15 protein-coding genes are annotated in these 19,766 nt (G+C 73.6%); 6 read left to right on the top strand and 9 right to left on the bottom strand.

Translation table 11 applies throughout. The features are described from left to right. The first annotated feature begins 76 nt into the window (after positions 1 to 76). A complete protein-coding gene (locus tag QRN56_RS06850; protein ID WP_285102052.1) occupies positions 77 to 2,686 on the top strand; it encodes an ABC transporter permease in 2,610 nt (869 codons plus the stop codon). 52 nt (positions 2,687 to 2,738) lie between these two features. On the opposite strand, the gene QRN56_RS06845 is transcribed toward QRN56_RS06850, so the two are convergent. The 9 genes from QRN56_RS06845 to QRN56_RS06805 are packed head-to-tail and all read right to left on the bottom strand — an operon-like array spanning position 2,739 to position 11,414. Beyond that, complete coding sequence (locus QRN56_RS06845) at positions 2,739 to 3,122, bottom strand: YciI family protein (protein WP_285102051.1); 384 nt, start codon at positions 3,120 to 3,122, stop codon at positions 2,739 to 2,741. Between the two features lie 4 nt (positions 3,123 to 3,126). Beyond that, positions 3,127 to 4,011: an oxygenase MpaB family protein gene (locus QRN56_RS06840; protein WP_285102050.1), complete on the bottom strand. Its 885-nt coding sequence runs from the start codon at positions 4,009 to 4,011 to the stop codon at positions 3,127 to 3,129. Positions 4,012 to 4,060: 49 nt separating this feature from the next. Then, complete coding sequence (locus QRN56_RS06835; protein WP_285102049.1) at positions 4,061 to 4,999, bottom strand: Ppx/GppA family phosphatase; 939 nt, start codon at positions 4,997 to 4,999, stop codon at positions 4,061 to 4,063. Positions 5,000 to 5,009: 10 nt separating this feature from the next. Beyond that, the gene (locus QRN56_RS06830) at positions 5,010 to 5,813 is read right to left on the bottom strand and encodes an HpcH/HpaI aldolase family protein (protein WP_285102048.1); all 804 of its coding nucleotides are present in this window, start codon (positions 5,811 to 5,813) and stop codon (positions 5,010 to 5,012) included. Then, positions 5,798 to 6,583 (bottom strand): 2-oxo-hept-4-ene-1,7-dioate hydratase, encoded by a 786-nt coding sequence (hpaH, locus tag QRN56_RS06825; protein WP_285102060.1) that lies wholly within the window; start codon positions 6,581 to 6,583, stop codon positions 5,798 to 5,800. Before hpaH ends, QRN56_RS06830 begins: the two co-directional genes overlap by 16 nt. A gap of 11 nt (positions 6,584 to 6,594) precedes the next feature. Further along, positions 6,595 to 7,725, bottom strand: a complete 1,131-nt coding sequence (gene hpaD / locus QRN56_RS06820; protein WP_285102047.1) for a 3,4-dihydroxyphenylacetate 2,3-dioxygenase — start codon at positions 7,723 to 7,725, stop codon at positions 6,595 to 6,597. Positions 7,726 to 7,729: 4 nt separating this feature from the next. After that, entirely contained in the window at positions 7,730 to 9,238 is a 1,509-nt protein-coding gene (gene hpaE, locus QRN56_RS06815) for a 5-carboxymethyl-2-hydroxymuconate semialdehyde dehydrogenase (RefSeq protein ID WP_285102046.1), read from the bottom strand. Then, on the bottom strand, positions 9,235 to 9,939 hold the full coding sequence (locus QRN56_RS06810) for a GntR family transcriptional regulator (protein ID WP_285102045.1): 705 nt from the start codon (positions 9,937 to 9,939) through the stop codon (positions 9,235 to 9,237). The genes hpaE and QRN56_RS06810 overlap by 4 nt, the downstream gene beginning before the upstream one ends. Beyond that, the gene (locus QRN56_RS06805; RefSeq protein ID WP_285102044.1) at positions 9,936 to 11,414 is read right to left on the bottom strand and encodes a fumarylacetoacetate hydrolase family protein; all 1,479 of its coding nucleotides are present in this window, start codon (positions 11,412 to 11,414) and stop codon (positions 9,936 to 9,938) included. Before QRN56_RS06805 ends, QRN56_RS06810 begins: the two co-directional genes overlap by 4 nt. 94 nt (positions 11,415 to 11,508) lie before the next feature. On the opposite strand from QRN56_RS06805, the gene QRN56_RS06800 reads away from it, so the two are divergent. The 5 genes from QRN56_RS06800 (at position 11,509) to QRN56_RS06780 (ending at position 19,740) form a co-directional block, all read left to right on the top strand. Beyond that, a complete protein-coding gene (locus QRN56_RS06800; protein WP_285102043.1) occupies positions 11,509 to 13,425 on the top strand; it encodes an FAD-binding monooxygenase in 1,917 nt (638 codons plus the stop codon). 160 nt (positions 13,426 to 13,585) lie between these two features. Continuing rightward, complete coding sequence (locus tag QRN56_RS06795) at positions 13,586 to 16,432, top strand: immune inhibitor A domain-containing protein (RefSeq protein WP_285102042.1); 2,847 nt, start codon at positions 13,586 to 13,588, stop codon at positions 16,430 to 16,432. Between the two features lie 216 nt (positions 16,433 to 16,648). Then, complete coding sequence (locus QRN56_RS06790; protein WP_285102041.1) at positions 16,649 to 18,313, top strand: thiamine pyrophosphate-binding protein; 1,665 nt, start codon at positions 16,649 to 16,651, stop codon at positions 18,311 to 18,313. Between the two features lie 132 nt (positions 18,314 to 18,445). Beyond that, positions 18,446 to 19,021, top strand: a complete 576-nt coding sequence (locus tag QRN56_RS06785; RefSeq protein WP_285102040.1) for a hypothetical protein — start codon at positions 18,446 to 18,448, stop codon at positions 19,019 to 19,021. A gap of 65 nt (positions 19,022 to 19,086) precedes the next feature. After that, the gene (locus QRN56_RS06780) at positions 19,087 to 19,740 is read left to right on the top strand and encodes a response regulator (RefSeq protein ID WP_285102059.1); all 654 of its coding nucleotides are present in this window, start codon (positions 19,087 to 19,089) and stop codon (positions 19,738 to 19,740) included. Positions 19,741 to 19,766: the final 26 nt, after the last annotated feature.

Below are 19,766 nucleotides of genomic sequence, written 5' to 3'. Positions count from 1 at the left end.
CCGCCATGGCCGGGCTGGACGCCCTGCGCACCCTCGAACCCGCCGTCACCACCGGTCCCACCCGGACGGGTGCGTGATGTCGAACTCCTTCCCCACCGCACGCCTCACCCTGGGGCAGATGCGCCGCAGCACCGGACGGCTCACCGCCGCCGGTGTGGCCATCCTGATCAGCACCGCCTTCGTCACCGTGACCCTCCTGGCCGGCGGCGTCATCAACGGCACCACCCACGACATGGTCGCGGCCGGGTACGCGCGGGCCGACGTCGTGGTGACCAGCCCGAGCACCGAGACCGACGGGATCGCCGACCGTGACGTCCAGGCCGTCGCCGCGCTCGACGGCGTCGCGGCCGTCCAGCCGGTCACGACCTGGTTCGGCGACCTGCGCAACGGCGGCAAGGGCGGCTTCCAGGCCTTCGCCCCGGTGCCCGCCGACCCGCGCCTGTCCCCGCTGGAGCTGACCGACGGCGCCTGGCCGACGGCAGACGGCGAGGTGGCCCTGTCCACGACGGTCGCCGAGCGGATGGAGGTCGCCGTCGGCGACACCGTGACGCTGAACCGGACCGTCTACCCCGACGGCTGGGCCGAGAGCCAGGCCGACGACCCGGCCGCGGAGCTCGGCGACCCGAAGGACGTCACCGAGACGCTGACCGTGACGGGCATCGCCGAGGACCCCTACGGCGCCTACACCTCCTACGGCGGCGCCGCCGCGGTCCCGGCCGCGACCCTCGACGCCTGGAACGCGGCCGAGCCCTACTCGGACCCGGTCACCGAGCTGCTCGTCGCGCTCGACACCCCGCTGGAGAGCGACGAGGTCCCGGCAGGGCTGCGCGAGTCGCTCCAGGGTGCCCTCTCCGACGGCGCGGGCGACGCGACCGTCCAGACGGTCGAGCAGGTGGCGACCGAGCGGACGGCGGAGCAGACCGGGGGCCAGGACCTCGTCTTCCTGGTGTTCGTGCTGACGTTCGCCGCCATCGCGCTGCTGATCGCGGCCATGGTCATCACCAACACGTTCCAGGTGCTCGTGGCCCAGCGCACCCGCACCCTGGCGCTGCTGCGCTGCATCGGCGCGGACGCCGGCCAGCTCTACCGCAGCGTGCTGCTGGAGGCCGCGATCCTCGGCGTCGTCGCGTCGGCGGCGGGCATCGTGGCGGGCGCGGCGCTGGCGCAGATCGCGCTGCTCGTCGCGCCGTCGTTCGACCTCGGCGTACCGCTGCCCACGACCATCGCCCTGACCTGGCAGGCGGTCGTGCTGCCGCTGGCCGTCGGCGTGGGCGTGACGGTCCTGGCCGCGCTCGCCCCGGCCCGCTCGGCCACGCGCGTCGCGCCGCTGGCCGCGCTGCGCCCCTCGGACGCGCCCACGCTGCGCGCCCGCACCGGCCGGGCCCGCCTGGTGATCTCGATCCTGTGCGTCATCGGCGGCTTCGCGGGCCTCGCGATCGGCGTGGCCCTCGGCATGAACGGTGGCCCGCAGTTCGGCCTGATCGCCGCCGTGGGCGGCGGTTCGCTCGCGTTCTTCGGCGTCGTGCTGAGCGCCGTGCTGTGGCTGCCGCGCGTCGCGGCGGGCCTGGGCGGCCTCGTGGCCCGCACCGGCCCGGCGGCCCGCCTGGCCGTCGCCAACACGCTGCGCAACCCGCGGCGGACGGCGGCCACCTCCACCGCGCTGCTCATCGGCGTCACGCTGGTCACCATGATGTCCACGGGGGCGGCGAGCGCACGGATGTCCGCGGACAGCCTGCTCGACGAGACGTTCCCGTACGACGTGAGCGCGTCGCCGTCCGACCCGAGGTACGTCGAGGACGTGCACGGGGCCGTCGCGGGCACCGACGGCGTCACCGACACCGTGCTGGTGACGAACACGACCGTCACGCTCGCCGGGGCGGAGGACATGTCGGTCGCAGGCGCCGACCCGCACGACCTGGCGGCCGTCGTGAACGTGGCCGAGGAGGCGGAGCGGCTGACCGAGGGCTCGATCCTGCTGACGCAGGACGCCGCGGACTCGCTGGACCTCGCCGAGGGCGACCGCACCACCGTCGAGGGTCCCGGCGGCGCCGTCGACCTGACGGTCGTCATCACCACGGCCGACCCGCTCAGCAGCATGATCACGGCCGCGGACCTGGACCGGGTCGTCGGTGAGGACGCGTGGAGCGACGTCTGGGCCCACATCGACGGCTCCGACCCCGCGGCGGTGCTCACGGACGTGCAGGACGCCGTGGCGGAGGTCGACGGCGCGGCGTTCGTGATGGGCCCGGCGGCCCAGGCCGCGCAGTTCCGGCAGGTCGTGGACGTGATCCTCGGCATCGTGGTGGGCCTGCTCGCCGTGGCCGTGGTGATCGCCCTGATCGGCGTCACGAACACGCTGTCCCTCTCGGTCATCGAACGCACCCGGGAGTCCGCGACCCTGCGGGCGATCGGGCTCGGCAAGGACCAGCTGCGTGCCATGCTCGCGGTCGAGGGCATGCTGATCGCCGGCGTCGGCGCGGTGCTCGGCATCGTGCTCGGGCTGGTGTTCGGCTGGGCCGGCGCGGCCACCGCCCTGTCGCTGATGGGTGACGTGCGGTACGCCGTGCCGTGGACGGACATCGCGCTGGTCCTGGCCGTGGCCCTCGTCGCCGGCCTCCTCGCCTCCGTGGTCCCGGCGCGGGCGGCCGTCCGCACGTCGCCGGTCGCGGCGCTCGGCGTGGAGTGAGCGCCCCTCGCTGACGACGGCGCCCGGGCACGGTACGACCGTGCCCGGGCGCTCAGTCGTCCGGCATGCTGCGGCGGTCCCCCACCGGGCCGGCCGCGAGCGGGAACGCGAGCGAGCCGGCGGCGACCCACCACTCCAGCACGTCGTGGACGAGCCGGCCCGCCGCGACGGACGGGTCGCCGTCGGACAGCCGGGCGGCCTCGTCCGGGGAGCACGCGAAGATCGACATCCCGCGGTACGACGGGTCGCTGCGGAGGTCGAACGGCCCGTTCACCACGAGCACGCCCCGGCGCCGCAGGTCGGCCCGGTAGGCGAGGTGGCGCGCCTGGAGCTCGGTGAGGGCGTCGTCCGTGATGTCGGGGGCGTCGGGCGGACGCCGCAGGACCACGACCGTGTACACGTCGAAGGCGTCGGGGACGTCGGGGTCGCTCGCCATGTCCTCAGGCTACTGAGGCCCAGCGCTCCCGGCCTCCGGCGGAGCCCAGTCCCCACCGCACGCCCCGGACCGCGACCGCCCCGGCGGGTCCGCCGAGGTTCCGGCTGAACCAGGTCTCGACGCCCAGCTCGGCGCGCGCCCAGGCGGGCAGCAGCGCCACCGACCCGGCGGCGAGCAGGCGGTAGGGGCCGCGGGCGGCCCGGGGCAGCGGCGGCTCGCGCAGCAGGAAGTGGGCGGTGTCGAGGGCCTCGGGCGTGGCGACGAGCTCGTCGCGGTAGGACCGCAGGCACTCGGCCAGCTCGGCGACCGTCTCCGGGACCACCACGGCGCCGAGCGCGCGGGCCACCCGGCCGGACTGCGCCACGTACTCGTCCGCCTCGGCCGGGCTGAGCGGCCGCTCGCCGTAGCGCTGGTGGGCGGCCAGGAACGAGTCGGCCTCGGCCACGTGCACCCAGGTGAGCAGGTGGGGGTCGCTCGCGCGGTAGGGCCGGCCGTCGGGCGCCCGGCCCCGCACCCGGTCGTGCACCGCGCGCACGCGGTCGACCATCTCCTGGGCGTGGTCCGCGGTCGCGAACGTGGTGGTCGCCAGGAACGTGGAGGTGCGGGCCAGCCGCCCCCAGGGGTCGCCGCGGTAGCCGGAGTGGCCGGCCACCCCCGCCATCGCCAGCGGGTGCAGCGACTGCAGCAGCAGCGCCCGCAGGCCGCCCGCGAACGTCGCCGAGTCGGCGTGCACCCGGCGGATCGGGCTGCCGGGCGCGAACCAGCGCGGGCCGGGCGTGAGGTGGATGCGGTCGCGCGCCTCGTACCCCCGGGGCCCGGCGACCCGCGTGAACAGGGCGTCGCCCACCCGGGCGCGCAGGCGCTCGACGGGGCTCGTGACAACGGGCATGCCGCCAGTATCCGCCCGGGACGTCCTCGGTCGGCCATGCGGTGCGGTATCAGCCGGCCGCGAGGTGGGGCATGAGGTCCAGGCGCTCCAGGATCACGCCCTCGCGCAGCGCCCACGGGCAGATCTCCAGCTCCGGCAGGTCGAACACGTCCATGCAGGCCTCCGCCACCAACGCGCCGGGCGCGATCTGGTGGGCCCGGCTCGGCGAGACGCCGGGCAGCCCGGCCAGGTCGGCGGGCGCCGTCCGGACCAGCTCGCCCATCCGTTCGCGCAGGTCGTCGAGCCGCAACGTCCTCGGCACGAGCGGCCCGTCCCCCGCGGGCGCGGCGCCGCAAATCCGGGCGAGCGACCGGAACGTCTTCGAGGTCGCGGCCGCGCGGTCGGGGCGGCCGGAGCGCAGCAGGTCACCGGCGTTGCGCGCGATGTCCGCGCGCAGGTCTCGGCGCAGGGCGCGCAGCGCCCCGGCGTCGGGTGCCGCGCCGAAGTGCGTGCGGGCCAGGCGCGCGGCGCCCAGCGGGAGCGACCAGGCGGCGTCGGGCGCCTCGTCGGCGCCGCCGGCGATCTCCAGGGAGCCGCCGCCGATGTCGAACACGGCGAGCCGGCCGGCCGACCAGCCGAACCACCGGCGCACCGCGAGGAACGTGAGCCGGGCCTCGTCCGCGCCGCTGAGCACCTCCAGGAGCACCCCGGTGCGCTCCTGCACGGTCCGGAGCACCTCCTCGGCGTTCACCGACTCGCGCACCGCGGACGTCGCGAACGCCAGCGTCTCCGCGCAGCCGCGGTCCTCCGCGACACGCACGGCCTGCGCCGTGAACTCCACGAGGGCGTCCACGCCCGCCGGGCCGACGGCGCCGGCGTCGTCCAGGTGCTCCGCGAGCCGCAGCGGCTCCTTGTACGACGACGCGGGCAGCGGCGCGGCGCCGCCGTGGGCGTCGACCACCAGCAGGTGACCCGTGTTGGAACCGATGTCGAGGACGCCCAGACGCATGGACCGAACGCTACCCGGCGTCCTGCGCCGGACGGGGTCCGGTCCACCGGTCCGCGAGCGCCTCCGCACCCCGGGCGAGCAGGGCGACGTCGGCCCCGACGAGCACGAACGACGCGCCGTCGTCCAGGTAGGCCTGGGCGACGGCGGGGTCGAAGGCGTTGACGCCCACGGGCTTGCCCGCGCTGCGCACGGCGTCGAAGGTGCGGTGCACGGCGGCGATGACGGCCGGGTGGGTCTGCTGCCCGAGCACGCCCAGGGACGCGGCCAGGTCGGAGGGGCCCACGAACACGCCGTCCACCCCGTCGACGCCGGCGATCCGCGCCGCGTTCTCGACGCCCTCGACCGACTCGACCTGCACGAACAGCGAGACGTGCCGGTCGGCGTCGGCGAGGTAGTCCTCGACGCGGTTCCAGCGCGCGCCGCGGGACAGCGCGCTGCCGACGCCGCGCACGCCGCGGGGCGGGTAGCGCACGGCCCGCACCACGTCGTGGGCCTGCTCGGCGGTGTCGACCATGGGCACCAGCACGTTCTGCGCGCCCAGGTCGAGGAGCTGCTTGAGCACCACGGGATCGCCCGACGGCGCCCGCACCACCGGGGTGACCGGGTACGGCGCGACCGCCTGGAGCAGGGCCGTGGTGGTCTCCAGGCCGATCGGCGAGTGCTCGCCGTCGATCAGCAGCCAGTCCAGTCCGCCGCCCGCGCAGATCTCGGCGACCACGGGGCTGCCGGAGCACACCCACATGCCGGCCAGCGGCCGGCCGGCGGCCTCGATACGGTCCCGGAACGTGGGCGGGAGGGTCAGACGAATCGGCACGAGACGGTCCCCAGCTCTCGGTAGTCGGCCAGCACGGTGTCCCCCGGCTCCACCCACATCGGTCGTGTGAAGGAGCCGGCCAGGATGATCTCGCCGGGCTCCAGCGCCGCGCCGTGCCGGGCGAGCTTGTTGGCGAGCCAGGCCACGCCGGCAGCAGGGTGGTTCAGCACCGCTGCGGCGACGCCCGACTCCTCGATGACCTCGTTGCGGTACAGCAGCGCGGCGACCCAGCGCAGGTCGGTCTCCCCGACGCGCACCGGGTTGCCGCCGTAGACCATGCCGCCCATCGCGGCGTTGTCGCTGATGGTGTCGACGATGGTGCGGCCGGTCAGCTCGATGCGCGAGGACAGGATCTCCAGCGCGGGCACCACGTACTCGGTGGCCCGCAGCACGTCGAACACCGTGGCGTCCGGCCCGGCCACGCGCTCGCCCAGCACGAAGGCGAGCTCCACCTCGACCCGCACGTTCGAGAACCGGGCATGCTCGATGACCGACCCGTTCTCGAACACCATGTCGGCGAAGATCGCGCCGTAGTCCGGCTCGGTGATGCCGGTGGCCGCCTGCATGACCTTCGAGGTGAGCCCGATCTTGCGGCCCACCGGGCGCCGTCCGGCCTCGATGCCGCGCCGGCGCCAGGTGTTCTGCACGGCGTAGGAGTCCTCGATCGTCATGCCGGGGTGGCGCGCCGTCAGGAGCGGCACGGTGGTGCGTTCGGCCTCCGCGCGGGCCAGCTCGTCGGCGATCGCGGTGACGGTCGCGTCGTCGAGCACGCGCTCCCCCGTCACAGCTGGTGCCCCAGCTTGTACTCGCCCTGCTTCCAGGAGGGCAGCACGTCGGCGTCGTCCTGCGCGCGGGAGGCGTCCTCCGGGCGCGTGTAGGAGAACCCGTCCGCGCCGATCGTCACGGCCATCTCGGAGGTGTCGGTGCGGGCGACGACCGGTTGCGGGACGCCGTCCAGGTCGAGCACGGGCGACGCCTCGGTGTACCAGGAGGGCACCACGGGGTTGCCCCACCAGTCGCGGCGCTGGTTGTCGTGCACGTCCCAGGTGACCACGGGGTTGTCGGGGTCGCCCGTCCAGTAGTCCTGCGTGTAGATCTCCACGCGGTGCCCGTCCGGGTCGCGCAGGTACAGGTAGAAGGCGTTGGACACGCCGTGCCGGCCCGGCCCGCGCTCGATGCGGTCGCTCAGGCGCAGCGCGCCGAGCTTGTCGCAGATCGCGATGATGTTGTGCTTCTCGTGGGTGGCGAAGGCGACGTGGTGCATCCGGGGGCCGTCGCCGCCGGTCATCGCGGTGTCGTGCACGGTGGGCTTGCGGCGCAGCCACGCGGCGTAGGTGGTGCCCTCGGCGTCCTGGATGTCCTCGGTGACGCGGAAGCCCAGGTCCTCCATGAACCTCACCGCGCGCGGCACGTCCGGGGTGACCTGGTTGAAGTGGTCCAGGCGCACCAGCGCACCCGGGGTGTGCAGGTCGTACCGCCACGCGAGCCGTTCGACGTGCTCCACGTCGTAGAAGAACTCGTACGGGAAGCCGAGCGGGTCCACCACGCGCACCGCGTCGCCGATGCCGCGGGTGAAGCCCTCCGGCGCGCGGCGGACCTCGCAGCCGAGCTCGGTGTAGAACGCGACGGCCCGGTCCAGCTCCTGCGGGCTGCGCACCCGGTAGGAGAAGGCGGCGACGGCGGCCACCGGACCCTGGCGCAGCACGAGGTTGTGGTGGATGAACTCCTCGATGCTGCGCAGGTACACGGCCTGCTCGTCCTCCTCGGTGACCACCAGGCCGAGCACGTCGACGTAGAAGTTCCGGGAGGCGGCCAGGTCGGTGACCACGAGCTCCATGTAGGCACACCGCAGGATGTCCGGCGGCGGCGCGACAGGGGTCGGAATCGGTTCGGTCGGGGTCGGTCCAGGCATGGCGTCAGGCTCCCTTGCCGAACGTGGGGTGGTGCGCCGCGCCGAGCGTGACGTGCACGGCCTGCTGGTGGGTGTAGAAGTCGATCGAGCGGTAGCCGCCCTCGTGCCCGAGGCCGGAGGCCTTGACCCCGCCGAACGGCGTGCGCAGGTCGCGCACGTTGTTCGAGTTGAGCCAGACCATGCCCGCCTCGATCGCCTGGCTGAAGGTGTGCGCGCGCCGCAGGTCGTTGGTCCACACGTAGGCGGCCAGCCCGTACCGCACGCCGTTGGCCAGCGCGAGCGCCTCCTCGTCGGTGTCGAACGGCGTGATCGCCACGACCGGGCCGAAGATCTCCTCCTGGAAGATCCGGGCCGACGGCGGCACGTCCGCGAAGACGGTCGGCGCCACGTAGTTGCCGCTCTCCAGGCCCGCCGGGCGCCCGCCGCCCGCCACGAGGCGGCCCTCGCCCTTGCCGATCTCCACGTAGCCCATCACTTTGGCAAAGTGCTCGGGGTGCACCAGCGCGCCCACCTCGGTGGCCGGGTCCTGCGGGTCGCCCACCACCACACGCTTGGCCTGGTCGGCGTACCGTTCGACGAACTCGTCGTAGACCGCGCGCTCGACCAGGATGCGGCTGCCCGCGGTGCAGCGCTCGCCGTTGAGCGAGAAGACGCCGAAGATCGTCGCGTCGATCGCGGCGTCCAGGTCGGCGTCGGCGAACACGACGGCGGGCGACTTGCCGCCCAGCTCCATCGACAGCCCCTTGAGGTGCGACGCGGCGTTGGCGAAGATCAGCTCGCCGGTGCGGCTCTCCCCCGTGAACGAGATGAGCGGCACGTCGGGGTGCCGGACCAGCGCGTCGCCCGCCTCCTCGCCGAGGCCGTTGACGAGGTTGAACACCCCTTCGGGCAGCCCGGCCTCCTCGAAGATGCCCGCCCACAGCGACGCCGACAGCGGCGTGAACTCGGCCGGCTTGAGCACCACCGTGTTGCCGGTCGCGAGCGCGGGCCCGAGCTTCCAGGACTCCAGCATGAACGGCGTGTTCCACGGCGTGATGAGGCCCGCGACGCCGATCGGCTTGCGGTTGACGTAGTTGAGCTGCCGGCCGGGCACCTTGAACGCGTCGTCCGCCTGGGCCACGACCAGGTCGGCGAAGAACCGGAAGTTCTCCGCGGCCCGCCGGGCCTGGCCCAGCGCCTGGGTGATCGGCAGGCCGGAGTCGAAGCTCTCCAGCTCCGCCAGCCGCGCGTCGCGGGACTCGACGAGGTCGGCGATCCGGTGCAGCACGCGGGAGCGCTCGCGCGGCAGCATCCGGGGCCACGGCCCGTCGGTGAACGCCGTGCGCGCCGCGGCGACGGCGCGGTCGACGTCGGCGGCCTGGCCCGCCGCCGCCCGCACGTAGACCTCGTTGGTCACCGGGTCGAGCACGTCGAACGTGCGGCCGTCGAGCGAGTCGACGAGCGCGCCGCCGATGTAGTGCTGGATGCGGCCCGGCAGGTCGGCGGGCACGTGGCGGGTGGGCTGGTCGGTCACGGTGTCTCCGGGGTTCGGGTCGAGTCGAGGAAGGCCTGCATGGTGGCCCAGCGGTGGTCGCGCGCGGCGATCTCGATCTCGAGCGGGTCGGCCCTGCGGCCGATCAGGTCGAGGATGTGGGCGTGCTCGGCCACGGAGTCGTGCGCCCGCCCCGGCACGAACGCGAACGTGGAGTCGCGCAGCCCCGAGAGCTGGGCCCAGCCGCGGTGCACCATGTCCAGCAGCAGCGTGTTGGGGCACGACTCGAACAGCACCGAGTGGAACTGCCGGTTCAGGGCTGTGAACGCGTGCGGGTCGAAGTGGTCCAGCAGCGAGCGCAGCCGGTCGTTCACCTCGGCGGCCCGGTCGAGGTCCGCGGCCGAGATGGCGGGGGCCGAGAGGCCGGTCGCGGCGCCCTCGACCACGCCGAGCGCCTGCATGGCCTCGACGTATCCCCGCTCGTCGATCATCGCGACGCGCGCCCCGACGTTGCGCTCGAAGGTCACCAGCCCTTCGGCCTCCAGCCGCCGGATGGCCTCGCGCACGGGGACCACGCTCATGTCGAGCTCGTCGGCGATGCTGCGCAGCACCAGCCGGTAGCCCGGGCCGAGGTCGCGGCGGGCGATCCGGTCGCGCAGGTAGGTGTAGGCCGCCTGGGACTTGCTGATCTCGCCGGCGAACGCGGTCTCGACGGCCGACGCGGTGCCGCTCTCGGCCGTCATCGCGTCGCCCGCCAGGCCTCGTAGCGCGCCCGCCAGGTCGCGTCCGGCGGGAACAGCCCGTCGATCGGGTGCCCCGCGGCGACCTGCTGCGCCACCCAGGCGTCCTGCTCCTCCTGGGCGACGGTCGCCGCGGCGACCTCGGCGACCAGGTGCGGCGGGATGACGACGACGCCGTCCGCGTCGCCCACCACGACGTCGCCGGGCAGCACGGTGGCGCCGCCGCAGGCCACGGCGACGTCGGTGTCCCAGGGCACGTGCCGGCGGCCGAGCACCGCGGGGTGCGGCCCGCGGCTGAAGACGGGCAGCCCCGTGGCGGCGACGGCGTCGTGGTCGCGCACGCCGCCGTCGGTGACCACGCCCGCGGCCCCGCGCACCTTGGCGCGCAGCGCGAGGACGTCGCCGAGCGTGGCCGACCCGGTCTCGCCGCGCGCCTCGATGACGATCACCTCGCCGGGGCCCACGGCGTCGAACGTGCGCTTCTGCGCGTTGTACCCGCCGCCGTGGGACGCGAAGAGGTCCTCCCGGTTGGGGACGAAGCGCAGGGTGCGGGCGCGGCCCACGACCGTGGCGCCCGGCACGGTGGGCCGCACGCCCTCGATGATCACGTTGTCGAGGCCACGCCTGCGGAGCTGGGCGGAGAGCCCGGCGACCGGTGCGCGGCGCAGCAGGTCGAGCAGCTCGTCGGTCAGCACGAACGGTTCGGGCTCGGGGGCCAGCCCTGCCGCCTCCCGGCTGCCCCACGCGTCGGCCCGCTGGGCGTCGTCCACCCGGGGGCCCGCGCCGACGTCGGTGAACGGCACCTCGCCCTGCACCACCGTGGTGACCAGGCGGCCGGACGTCGGCGCGCCGGGCGCCGTCGGGGCGTCGACCTCCACCTCGACCACGTCGCCGGGCACCACGACGCTGGACCCGGCGGGCGTGCCGGTGAGGATCACGTCGCCCCTCTCCAGCGTGAGGTGCTGGGACAGGTCGGCCACGATCCGGGCGAACGGGAACAGCAGCGCGTCCGGGCCGGTCGTGTCCTCCTGCACCAGGTCGCCGTTGACCCAGGTGCGCAGGCGCAGCCCGGCCGGGTCCACCGCGCGCGCGTCGATCAGCGCGGGGCCGAGCGGCGTGTACCCGTCGCGCCCCTTGGAGCGCACGTTGGAGCCCTTGTCGGCCCAGCGCAGGTCGTAGACGCCGAGGTCGTTCGCCGCGGTGACGGCGGCGACGTGCGCCCAGGCGTTCTCGACGGCCACGTGCCGGGCGGGCTCGCCGATCACCAGCGCCACCTCGCCCTCGAAGGCAAGCAGCTCGGTGCCCGCGGGCCGCTCGACCACGCCGCCCGTCGTGGCGAGCGAGCTCGCGGGCTTGAGGAAGTACGAGGGGGCGGCGGGCCGTCGTCCGCGCTGGTCGGCACGGGAGGCGTACGCGAGGTGGACGGCGACGATCTTGCCCGGCCGGCGGTCGAGCGGCGCCTGCGCTTCGGTACCCATGAGCTCCCTTGCTCTCTGGTGCTTCGTATCACAGATCGTATATGGTCTGGATGGGCCCGGCAACGTCGCCGACCACGGGCAGAACGGACGAACGATGCAGTTCCACCACCACGGCTACGTGACCGGAGACCCGCACGTGCTGCCGGCCGCCGGGTACGGGATCGACCGGCCCGCCGAGCTGCCGGACGAGGTCGACGTGCTGATCGTCGGCAGCGGGCCCGCGGGCATGATCGCGGCGGCGCAGCTCGCGCAGTTCCCCGGCATCCGCACGCACGTCGTGGAGCGGCGGGCCGGGCGCCTGGAGATGGGCCAGGCCGACGGCATCCAGGCGCGCAGCGTCGAGACGTTCCAGGCGTTCGGGTTCGCCGAGCGGATCACCGCCGAGGCCTACCGCATCACCGAGATGGCGTTCTGGAAGCCGGACCCCGCCGGCCCGCGCAACATCGCGCGCGCCGCCGTGCCGCCCGACGACCCCGACGGGATCAGCGAGTTCCCGCACCTGATCGTCAACCAGGCGCGGGTGCTCGACCACTTCGCCGAGGTGGCGGCCCGGGCGCCCGCGCGCGTGACCCCCGACTACGGCCTGGAGGTCACCGGGCTCACCGTCCCCGAGACACCCGCCGAGCCCGTCGCCGTGACGCTCCGCCACACGTCCGGGCCGCGCGAGGGCACCGAGCGCACCGTCCGCGCCCGCTACGTCGTCGGGGCCGACGGCGCGCACAGCGCCGTGCGGCAGGCCATCGGCCGCAAGCCGGTGGGCGACAAGGCCAACCACGCCTGGGGCGTGATGGACGTGCTGGCCGTGACCGACTTCCCCGACGTGCGCACCAAGTGCGCCATCCAGTCCCACGACGGCGGGTCCATCCTGCTCATCCCCCGCGAGGGCGGGTTCCTGGCCCGCTGGTACGTCGACCTCGGCGAGGTACCGCCCGGCGAGGGCGCCCGCGTCCGCGCCACCACGCTGGACGAGATCATCGCGCGGGCGAACCGCATCCTCCACCCCTACTCGCTGGACGTGAAGGACGTGCCCTGGCACAGCGTCTACGAGGTGGGCCACCGCGTCACCGACGGGTTCGACGACGTGCCCGCCGGCCTGACCGGCACGCGCACGCCGCGGGTGTTCCTGACCGGCGACGCCTGCCACACGCACAGCGCCAAGGCCGGGCAGGGCATGAACGTGTCCATGCAGGACGGGTGGAACATCGCCTGGAAGCTGGCGCACGTGCTCACCGGCCTGGCCCCCGAGGCGCTGCTGGCCACGTACTCGGCCGAGCGGCAGGTCGTTGCCCAGGAGCTCATCGACTTCGACCGGGAGTGGTCACGTCTCATGGCGACACGGCCCGAGGACCTGCCCGACCCGACCTACCTCGAGGACTTCTACGTCAAGACCGCCGAGTTTCCCTGCGGGTTCATGACGCAGTACCAGCCCTCCATGATCGTGGGCGACGCCGAGCACCAGGGGCTCGCGACCGGCTTCCCGGTCGGCAAGCGGTTCAAGTCGGCCCCCGTCGAGCGCGTGGCCGAGGGCAACCCCGCCCACCTGGGCCACCACGCCCGCGCCGACGGGCGGTGGCGCGTCTACGCGTTCGCCGACGCCGCCGCGCCCGCCGAACCCTCGGCGCTGCGCGACTGGGCGCACTGGCTCGGCACCGCGCCCGGCTCGCCCCTGCTGCGGCACACCCCGCCCGACGGCGACCCGGACGCCGTGCTCGACGTCAAGGTCGTCTACCAGCAGGACCACTTCGGCGTGGAGTTCGCCGACGTGCCCGAGGTGTTCCGGCCCCGGGTCGGCCCGTTCGGGCTGGTCGACCACGAGAAGGTCTACGCGACCGACCCGAGCCACGACATCTTCGAGCTGCGCGGGATCGACCGCGGCGGCGCCGTCGTCGTGGTCCGGCCGGACCAGTACGTGGCCGCCGTGCTGCCGCTGAGCGCGCGCGACGAGCTCAGCGCGTTCCTCGCCGGGGCGCTGCTGCCGCAGCACACCCCGACGACCCCGAAGAACGCCTGATAAATCCTGCGGGTGAATTCGTCCACCAATGGACGAAAACATCAGGATTTGCTTTCTTTATAGGTCGATTTCCGGTAGGCATGCGGGCGCCGCCACTTTCCCGTGGCCTTCTGCCTCTGCCGTCGCACACCCCTGTCGACGGCCTGACCTGGGAGAAAGCATGAGAACACCTACACCCCGTGCGCTGCGGCGTACGGTGGCCGCGATACCCGTGCTCGCGCTCACCGTCGCCGGGCTCGCCGCGACCGGAGGCACGTCGACGGCATCGGCCGCCAGCGATGCGCCCTCCATCGGAAGCTCCGAGCACTACATCAACTACGCGGACGTCGCCGCACAGCCCGAGATCGACGACGACGTCGAGCTCACGGCCGACGGCAGCACCGTCGTCCACCGGGCCAGGGGGAAGAACGGGGTCGGAGTGGACGCCTCCGTCCAGGCCGCCTCCGACGAGATCGACGAGAAGTTCGCCGGCGGCAACCCGGCGGCGGCAGGGAAGCTGGCGGAGCTCGAGAACGAGGCGGTCGTCACCGGCTCGAGCCCCCGGGACATCAAGCACTCGCGGTACAAGCGTGCTCCGCAGACCCAGGAGGCCAAGCTCCTGACGATCCTGGTCGAGTTCGACGAGAACGCGAACGACGACTTCACCGACCAGATGGTGCCCACCTACTGGGGCTCCTCGGAGTGCATGCCGGGCAACGTCCAGAACGGCCCGCTGCACAACAACATCCCGAACCCGGCCGACGCGTCGCAGCCGGACAACAACTCGATGTGGGTCGCGGACTTCTCGTCCGAGCACTTCAACAAGATGCTCTTCACCGACAGGGGCATCACCCAGCGTGTCCGCCCGGACCTCAGAGGGCCGGACGGCAGGCGTGGCATCGACATCTCCGGCTACACCATGAAGAACATGTACGAGGAGATGTCGCGCGGCGCCTACACCGTCTCGGGCGAGGCCACGCCGTGGGTCAAGGTGCCGCACTCCGAGGGGTACTACGGCGCGCAGCGCTGCTTCCTGAACGACGAGGGCGAGTGGGAGGCCGGCGCCTACCAGTCCATGAACGGCCACCCCGACAACCCGCTCGGGGCGGGCCAGCTGCCCATCGACGCCGTGGCGGCGCTCGCCGAGCTGCAGCCCGACTTCCCGTGGGCCGACTACGACATCGAGGACCAGGCCGACCGCGACGACGACGGCAACGTCTACGAGCCGGACGGCGTGATCGACCACGTGGTGCTCGTCCACGCGGGTGAGGACAAGTCGGGCGGCGGTGGCGAACAGGGCACCTACGCCATCTGGGCCCACTCGTCGGCCGTCGCGGGCGGCGCCGACATCCCGGGCACCGACCTGAAGCTCTCCAACTACATCGTGCAGCCGGAGGACTCCGGCGTCGGCGTGTTCGCCCACGAGTACGGCCACGACCTGGGTCTGCCCGACCTGTACGACACGGGCAGCGGCGGCGACTCCGACGTCGACTTCTGGGACCTGATGAGCTCCGGCTCGCACTCGGGCCCCATCTTCCAGTCGATGCCCACGCACATGGGCATCTGGGACAAGTGGGTGCTGGGCTGGGTGGACCCGGTCGAGGTCAACCCGGGAGACGACCGGACCACGATCAAGGTGGGCCAGGCGTCCCGCCCGCTGAAGGGCACCGAGGACGGCGTCAAGGTCAACCTGCCGGACAAGCAGATCACGCTGGGCACGCCGCACAGCGGCGAGAACATGTGGTACTCCGGTGCCGACCAGGACTGGGCCGACGCACGCCTCTCGCGCACCGTCGAGGTCCCGGCCGACGCCACGTTCTCCTTCTGGGCCGACTACGTGATCGAGGAGGACTGGGACTACGGCTTCGTCGAGGTCTCGACCGACGGCGGCGCCACCTGGGCGGAGCAGAAGATCGTCGACGACGCGGGCGTCGAGGTCACCACACCGGACGGGTACGCGGACCCGAACGGCCGCATGGCCGACTTCGGCGACAAGAAGTACGGCCTGACCGGCTCCACCGACGGCTGGGCCCACCTCAACGTGGACCTGTCGCAGTTCGCCGGGACCACGGTGGACGTCCGTCTGCGCTACGCCACGGACGCCGCCTTCCAGGAGCGCGGATGGTTCTCCGACGACTTCGAGCTCACGAGCGGTGACACGGTCGTGTGGAGCGACGACGTGGAGACGACGGACCCGGGCTGGACCGCCGAGGCGACGACGTTCGTCGACACCACCGGTGCCGGCTGGCACACCACGTCCGGCTCGTCGGTCCAGGCGCAGTACTACCTGGTGGAGTGGCGCAACCTGGACGGCTTCGACAAGGGCCTGAAGTACGGGTACGACTCCACCTACGCGGCGCCGCAGACCGACGCGTGGAAGGTCGAGAAGATCGCGTACAACGCGCCCGGCATGCTCGTCTGGTACCGGGACACCACGTACGGCAACGCCAACCTGGTGCTGAGCAACCTGTCGGCGCTCCCGAGCACCGGGCCGAAGGGCGGCCTGCTGCTGGTGGACAGCCACTTCGACCCGCTGCGCCGCGACGACTCGGCCACGCCGGACACGTCGGTGCTGAAGAACATCCCGTCCCGCGCGCAGTCGTCGAACGTGGCGTTCGGCCTCAAGCCGACGTACCCGTTCACCGAGTGCATCACGGGTACGGACACCACCGAGGAGTTCTGCACGGACTTCCGGGCCCAGGCGCCGGTGCGCACGTTCACCGACGACCACGGCTGGTACCCCGGCCTCGAGCTGAACGACAACGGCAGCCTGTACTACCGGGACAACGACGCGTCGACAGTGGTGCCGTCCGTCGACAACTCGCCCTACACGGTGCGGATGGTCGACGAGCGCGGACGGCTCCTGCCGGAGCTGTTCGGGCAGGACTTCGGCATCGGCGCCATCACGGGCACCGGGGACCCGGAGGACGACGGTGTCGGCTACGGCACCGTGATCCACCTCAAGAAGGCCCTCCAGAACAACACCTCGGCCCTCATCCAGATCACGCCGCCGCTCTCGGGGCGGTGACCCCACAGCAGTGATCCTGCCGTCCGGACAGGGACCATCCCCGTCCGGACGGCAGGAAGGCCCCGCCGCGTGGATATACTCCACATCGTCAAGGCGGACAGCACCGACAACACCGCCTGCGCTCGAAAAAGGGGCGCGCGACGGGCCCTTGGCCGGGCCCGCCCGGGACACATACGGACCGCACCACTCATCCGTCACTGTTTCCCTGGAGGCTCCGTGCCCACCGTGTCCGCACACGTCGCCCGTACCGTCGCACGCCACGTCGACCATGTCTTCGGCGTCATGGGCAACGGCAACGCCTGGTTCCTCGACGCGCTCGAACGCTCCACGACCGCGCGGTTCACCGCCGTCCGGCACGAGGCCGGCGGTGTGGTCGCCGCCGACGCCCACTTCCGCGCGTCGGGCCGCATCGCCGCCGCCACCGCCACCTACGGCGCGGGCTTCACCAACGCCCTGACGGCCCTCGCCGAGGCCGCCCAGGCCCGGGTGCCGCTGGTGCTCCTGACGGGCGACGAGCCGACGTCGGGGCCGCGCCCCTGGGACGTCGACCAGATCGCCCTGGCGGCCGCCGTCGGCGCGCGCACCTATACGGTGGGCCGCGCGGACGCCGCCGCCACCAGCGTGATCGCCATCGAGCACTCCCTGACCTACCGGGTGCCGGTGGTGCTGGCGATCCCCTACGACGTCGCCGCCCTGGACGCCGGGCCGATCCCGGACGCACCCGAACCCGTGCTCCCCCGGCCGCTGGCCCCGGCCGGCCCGTTCGACGCCGCCGCCATCACCGACCTGGCCCGGCACCTGGCCGACGCCGAGCGGCCCCTGCTGCTCGCGGGCCGCGGCGCCTGGCTCGCCGGGGCCGGCGCCGTGCTCGGCGAGCTCGCCGAGACCACCGGGGCACTGACCACCACCACGGCCCTGGGCCGCGGCGTCTTCCCCGACGGCCGGTACGACCTCGGCGTCGCGGGCGGCTTCGGCGCGCAGGGGGCGATGGACCTGGTCCGCGAGGCCGACGTCGCCGTCGTGCTGGGCGCCTCCCTCAACCAGTTCACGATGCGGTTCGGCGAGCTGTTCGCACCCGGCACGCGCGTGGTCCAGGTGGACATCGCACCCGCCGCCACGCACCGGCACGTCGGCGGGTTCGTCCGCGGCGACGCGGCCCTCGTGGCCCGCGCCCTGATGGACGAGCTGCACGCCCTGGGCGCCAAACCCTCCGGCTGGCGCGAGACGGTCGACGTCGCCGCCGCCCGCACCTACGAGACCGGCCCCGCGGACGGGATCGCGCCCGACGGGCGCCTCGACCCCCGCACCGTCGCGCACCGCCTCGCCGGCCTGCTGCCCGCCGACCGCGTGGTCGTCTCCGACGGCGGGCACTTCATCGGCTGGGCCAACATGTACTGGCCCGTCGCCTCCCCCGACCGCATGGTCATGGTGGGCACCGCCTACCAGTCCATCGGGCTGGGCTTCCCCAGCGTCGCCGGCGCGGCCGCGGCCCGGCCCGACGCCGCCGTGGTGCTCACCACCGGCGACGGCGGCGGGCTGATGGCGCTGGCCGACCTGGAGACCGCCGTGCGCACCGCGCGCGGCCGCGGCATCGCCGTCGTCTGGAACGACGCCGCCTACGGCGCCGAGGTGCACGTGTACGGGCGGCAGGGCATCACCGAGGAGCCGATGCTCATCCCCGAGACGGACTTCGCGGCTCTCGCCGGGGCCGTGGGCGCCGAGGGCGTGGTCGTGCGCTCGCTGGCCGACCTGGACCGGGTGGCGGCCTGGGCCGCCGAGCCGGTCACCGACCGGCGCTTCCTGCTCCTGGACTGCCGCGTGTCGGGGTCCGTCGTCGCGCCGTACCAGGAGGAGATCCTGGCCGCGAACCGCACCCGATAGCGCCCTGACCTCAACGAACGGGACCAAGGTCCCCTCCGCGTGGGCCCGGCGACCCTGCCGGCGGACGGCCGGCCGGCGGGATGGTGGAGACAGGCGCCGGAAGAGGTCCGGCGCATCCACCGGGAGGACATCATGAGCTCCGTCAGCCACAGCTCCGCCGAGTGGGCGCACGGGTCGGGCGCACGGGGAGAAGCCGCCGCCGCAGCGACCACGCACGTCACGAGCGAGGCCGTCGCCCGGTACGCCTTCGCCGGCGTCCGGCTGCTGCTCGCCGTCGAGTTCCTGTGGGCGTTCGGCGACAAGCTCTTCGGCTGGGGCCGCTCGACCCCCGCCGAGAACGCCTGGATCAGGGGCGGCTCCCCCACCGACGGATTCCTCGGCGGCGTCGAGGGCACCTTCGCCGGGTTCTTCAACCCCATGGCCGGCAACCCGGTCGTCGACTGGCTGTTCATGCTCGGCCTGCTCGGCATCGGCCTGGCGCTCGCCCTGGGCATCGGCATGCGGATCGCGGCCGGCGCCGGCGCCGTGCTCATGCTGCTGATGTGGATGGCATCGCTGCCGCTGGAGAACAACCCCTTCGTGGACTACCACCTCGTCGACGCGGTCCTGCTCATCGGCCTGGCCGCCTTCCTGGCCGGTGACACCATCGGCCTCGGCCGGTGGTGGTCGCGCCGGCGCATGGTCGAGCGCTTCCCCGCGCTGCGATGACGACGCACCCCGCGGTGCCCGTCCCGGCCGTGACCGGGACGGGCACCGCGGCTACGGTGGGGCACATGGACGTACGGGTGTTCCTCGTCGACGACCACGAGGTGGTGCGTCGCGGCGTGGCCGACCTGCTGGAGTCCGAGCCGGGCGTGCGCGTGGTGGGCGAGGCCGGGACCGCGCGGGAGGCACTGGCCCGGGTGCCCGCCACCGAGCCCGACGTCGTGGTCCTGGACGTGCGGCTGCCCGACGGCGACGGCGTCACGGTCTGCCGGGAGCTGCGCTCGCAGATGCCGGACCTGGCCTGCCTCATGCTCACCTCGTTCGCCGACGACGAGGCCCTCTACGACGCGATCCTCGCGGGGGCCGCCGGCTACGTGCTCAAGCAGGTGCGGGGCACCGACCTGGTCAAGGCCGTGCTGACCGTCGCCTCGGGCGGGTCGATGCTCGACCCGCGCGCCACGGCGCGCGTCATGGAGCGGCTCCGGGCCGACGCCCACCACGCGCCCGACCCGCTCGCCCAGCTCACCGACCAGGAGCGGCGCATCCTCGCGCTCATCGGGCACGGCCTGACCAACCGGCAGATCGGCAGCGAGCTGTTCCTCGCCGAGAAGACCGTCAAGAACTACGTCTCCAGCATCTTCGCCAAGCTGGGCCTCGAACGGCGGGCCCAGGCCGCCGTGCTCGCCGACCGGTTGGAGCAGGACAAGCGCCACCACCCGTGACGGCCTCGTGCGGCCCGGCCAGGGGC

The sequence above is a fragment of the Promicromonospora sp. MEB111 genome (assembly GCF_030209445.1).
In the GTDB taxonomy this organism is placed as follows: Bacteria; Actinomycetota; Actinomycetes; order Actinomycetales; family Cellulomonadaceae; genus Promicromonospora.
This window is presented reverse-complemented; position numbering and strand designations above follow the sequence as displayed.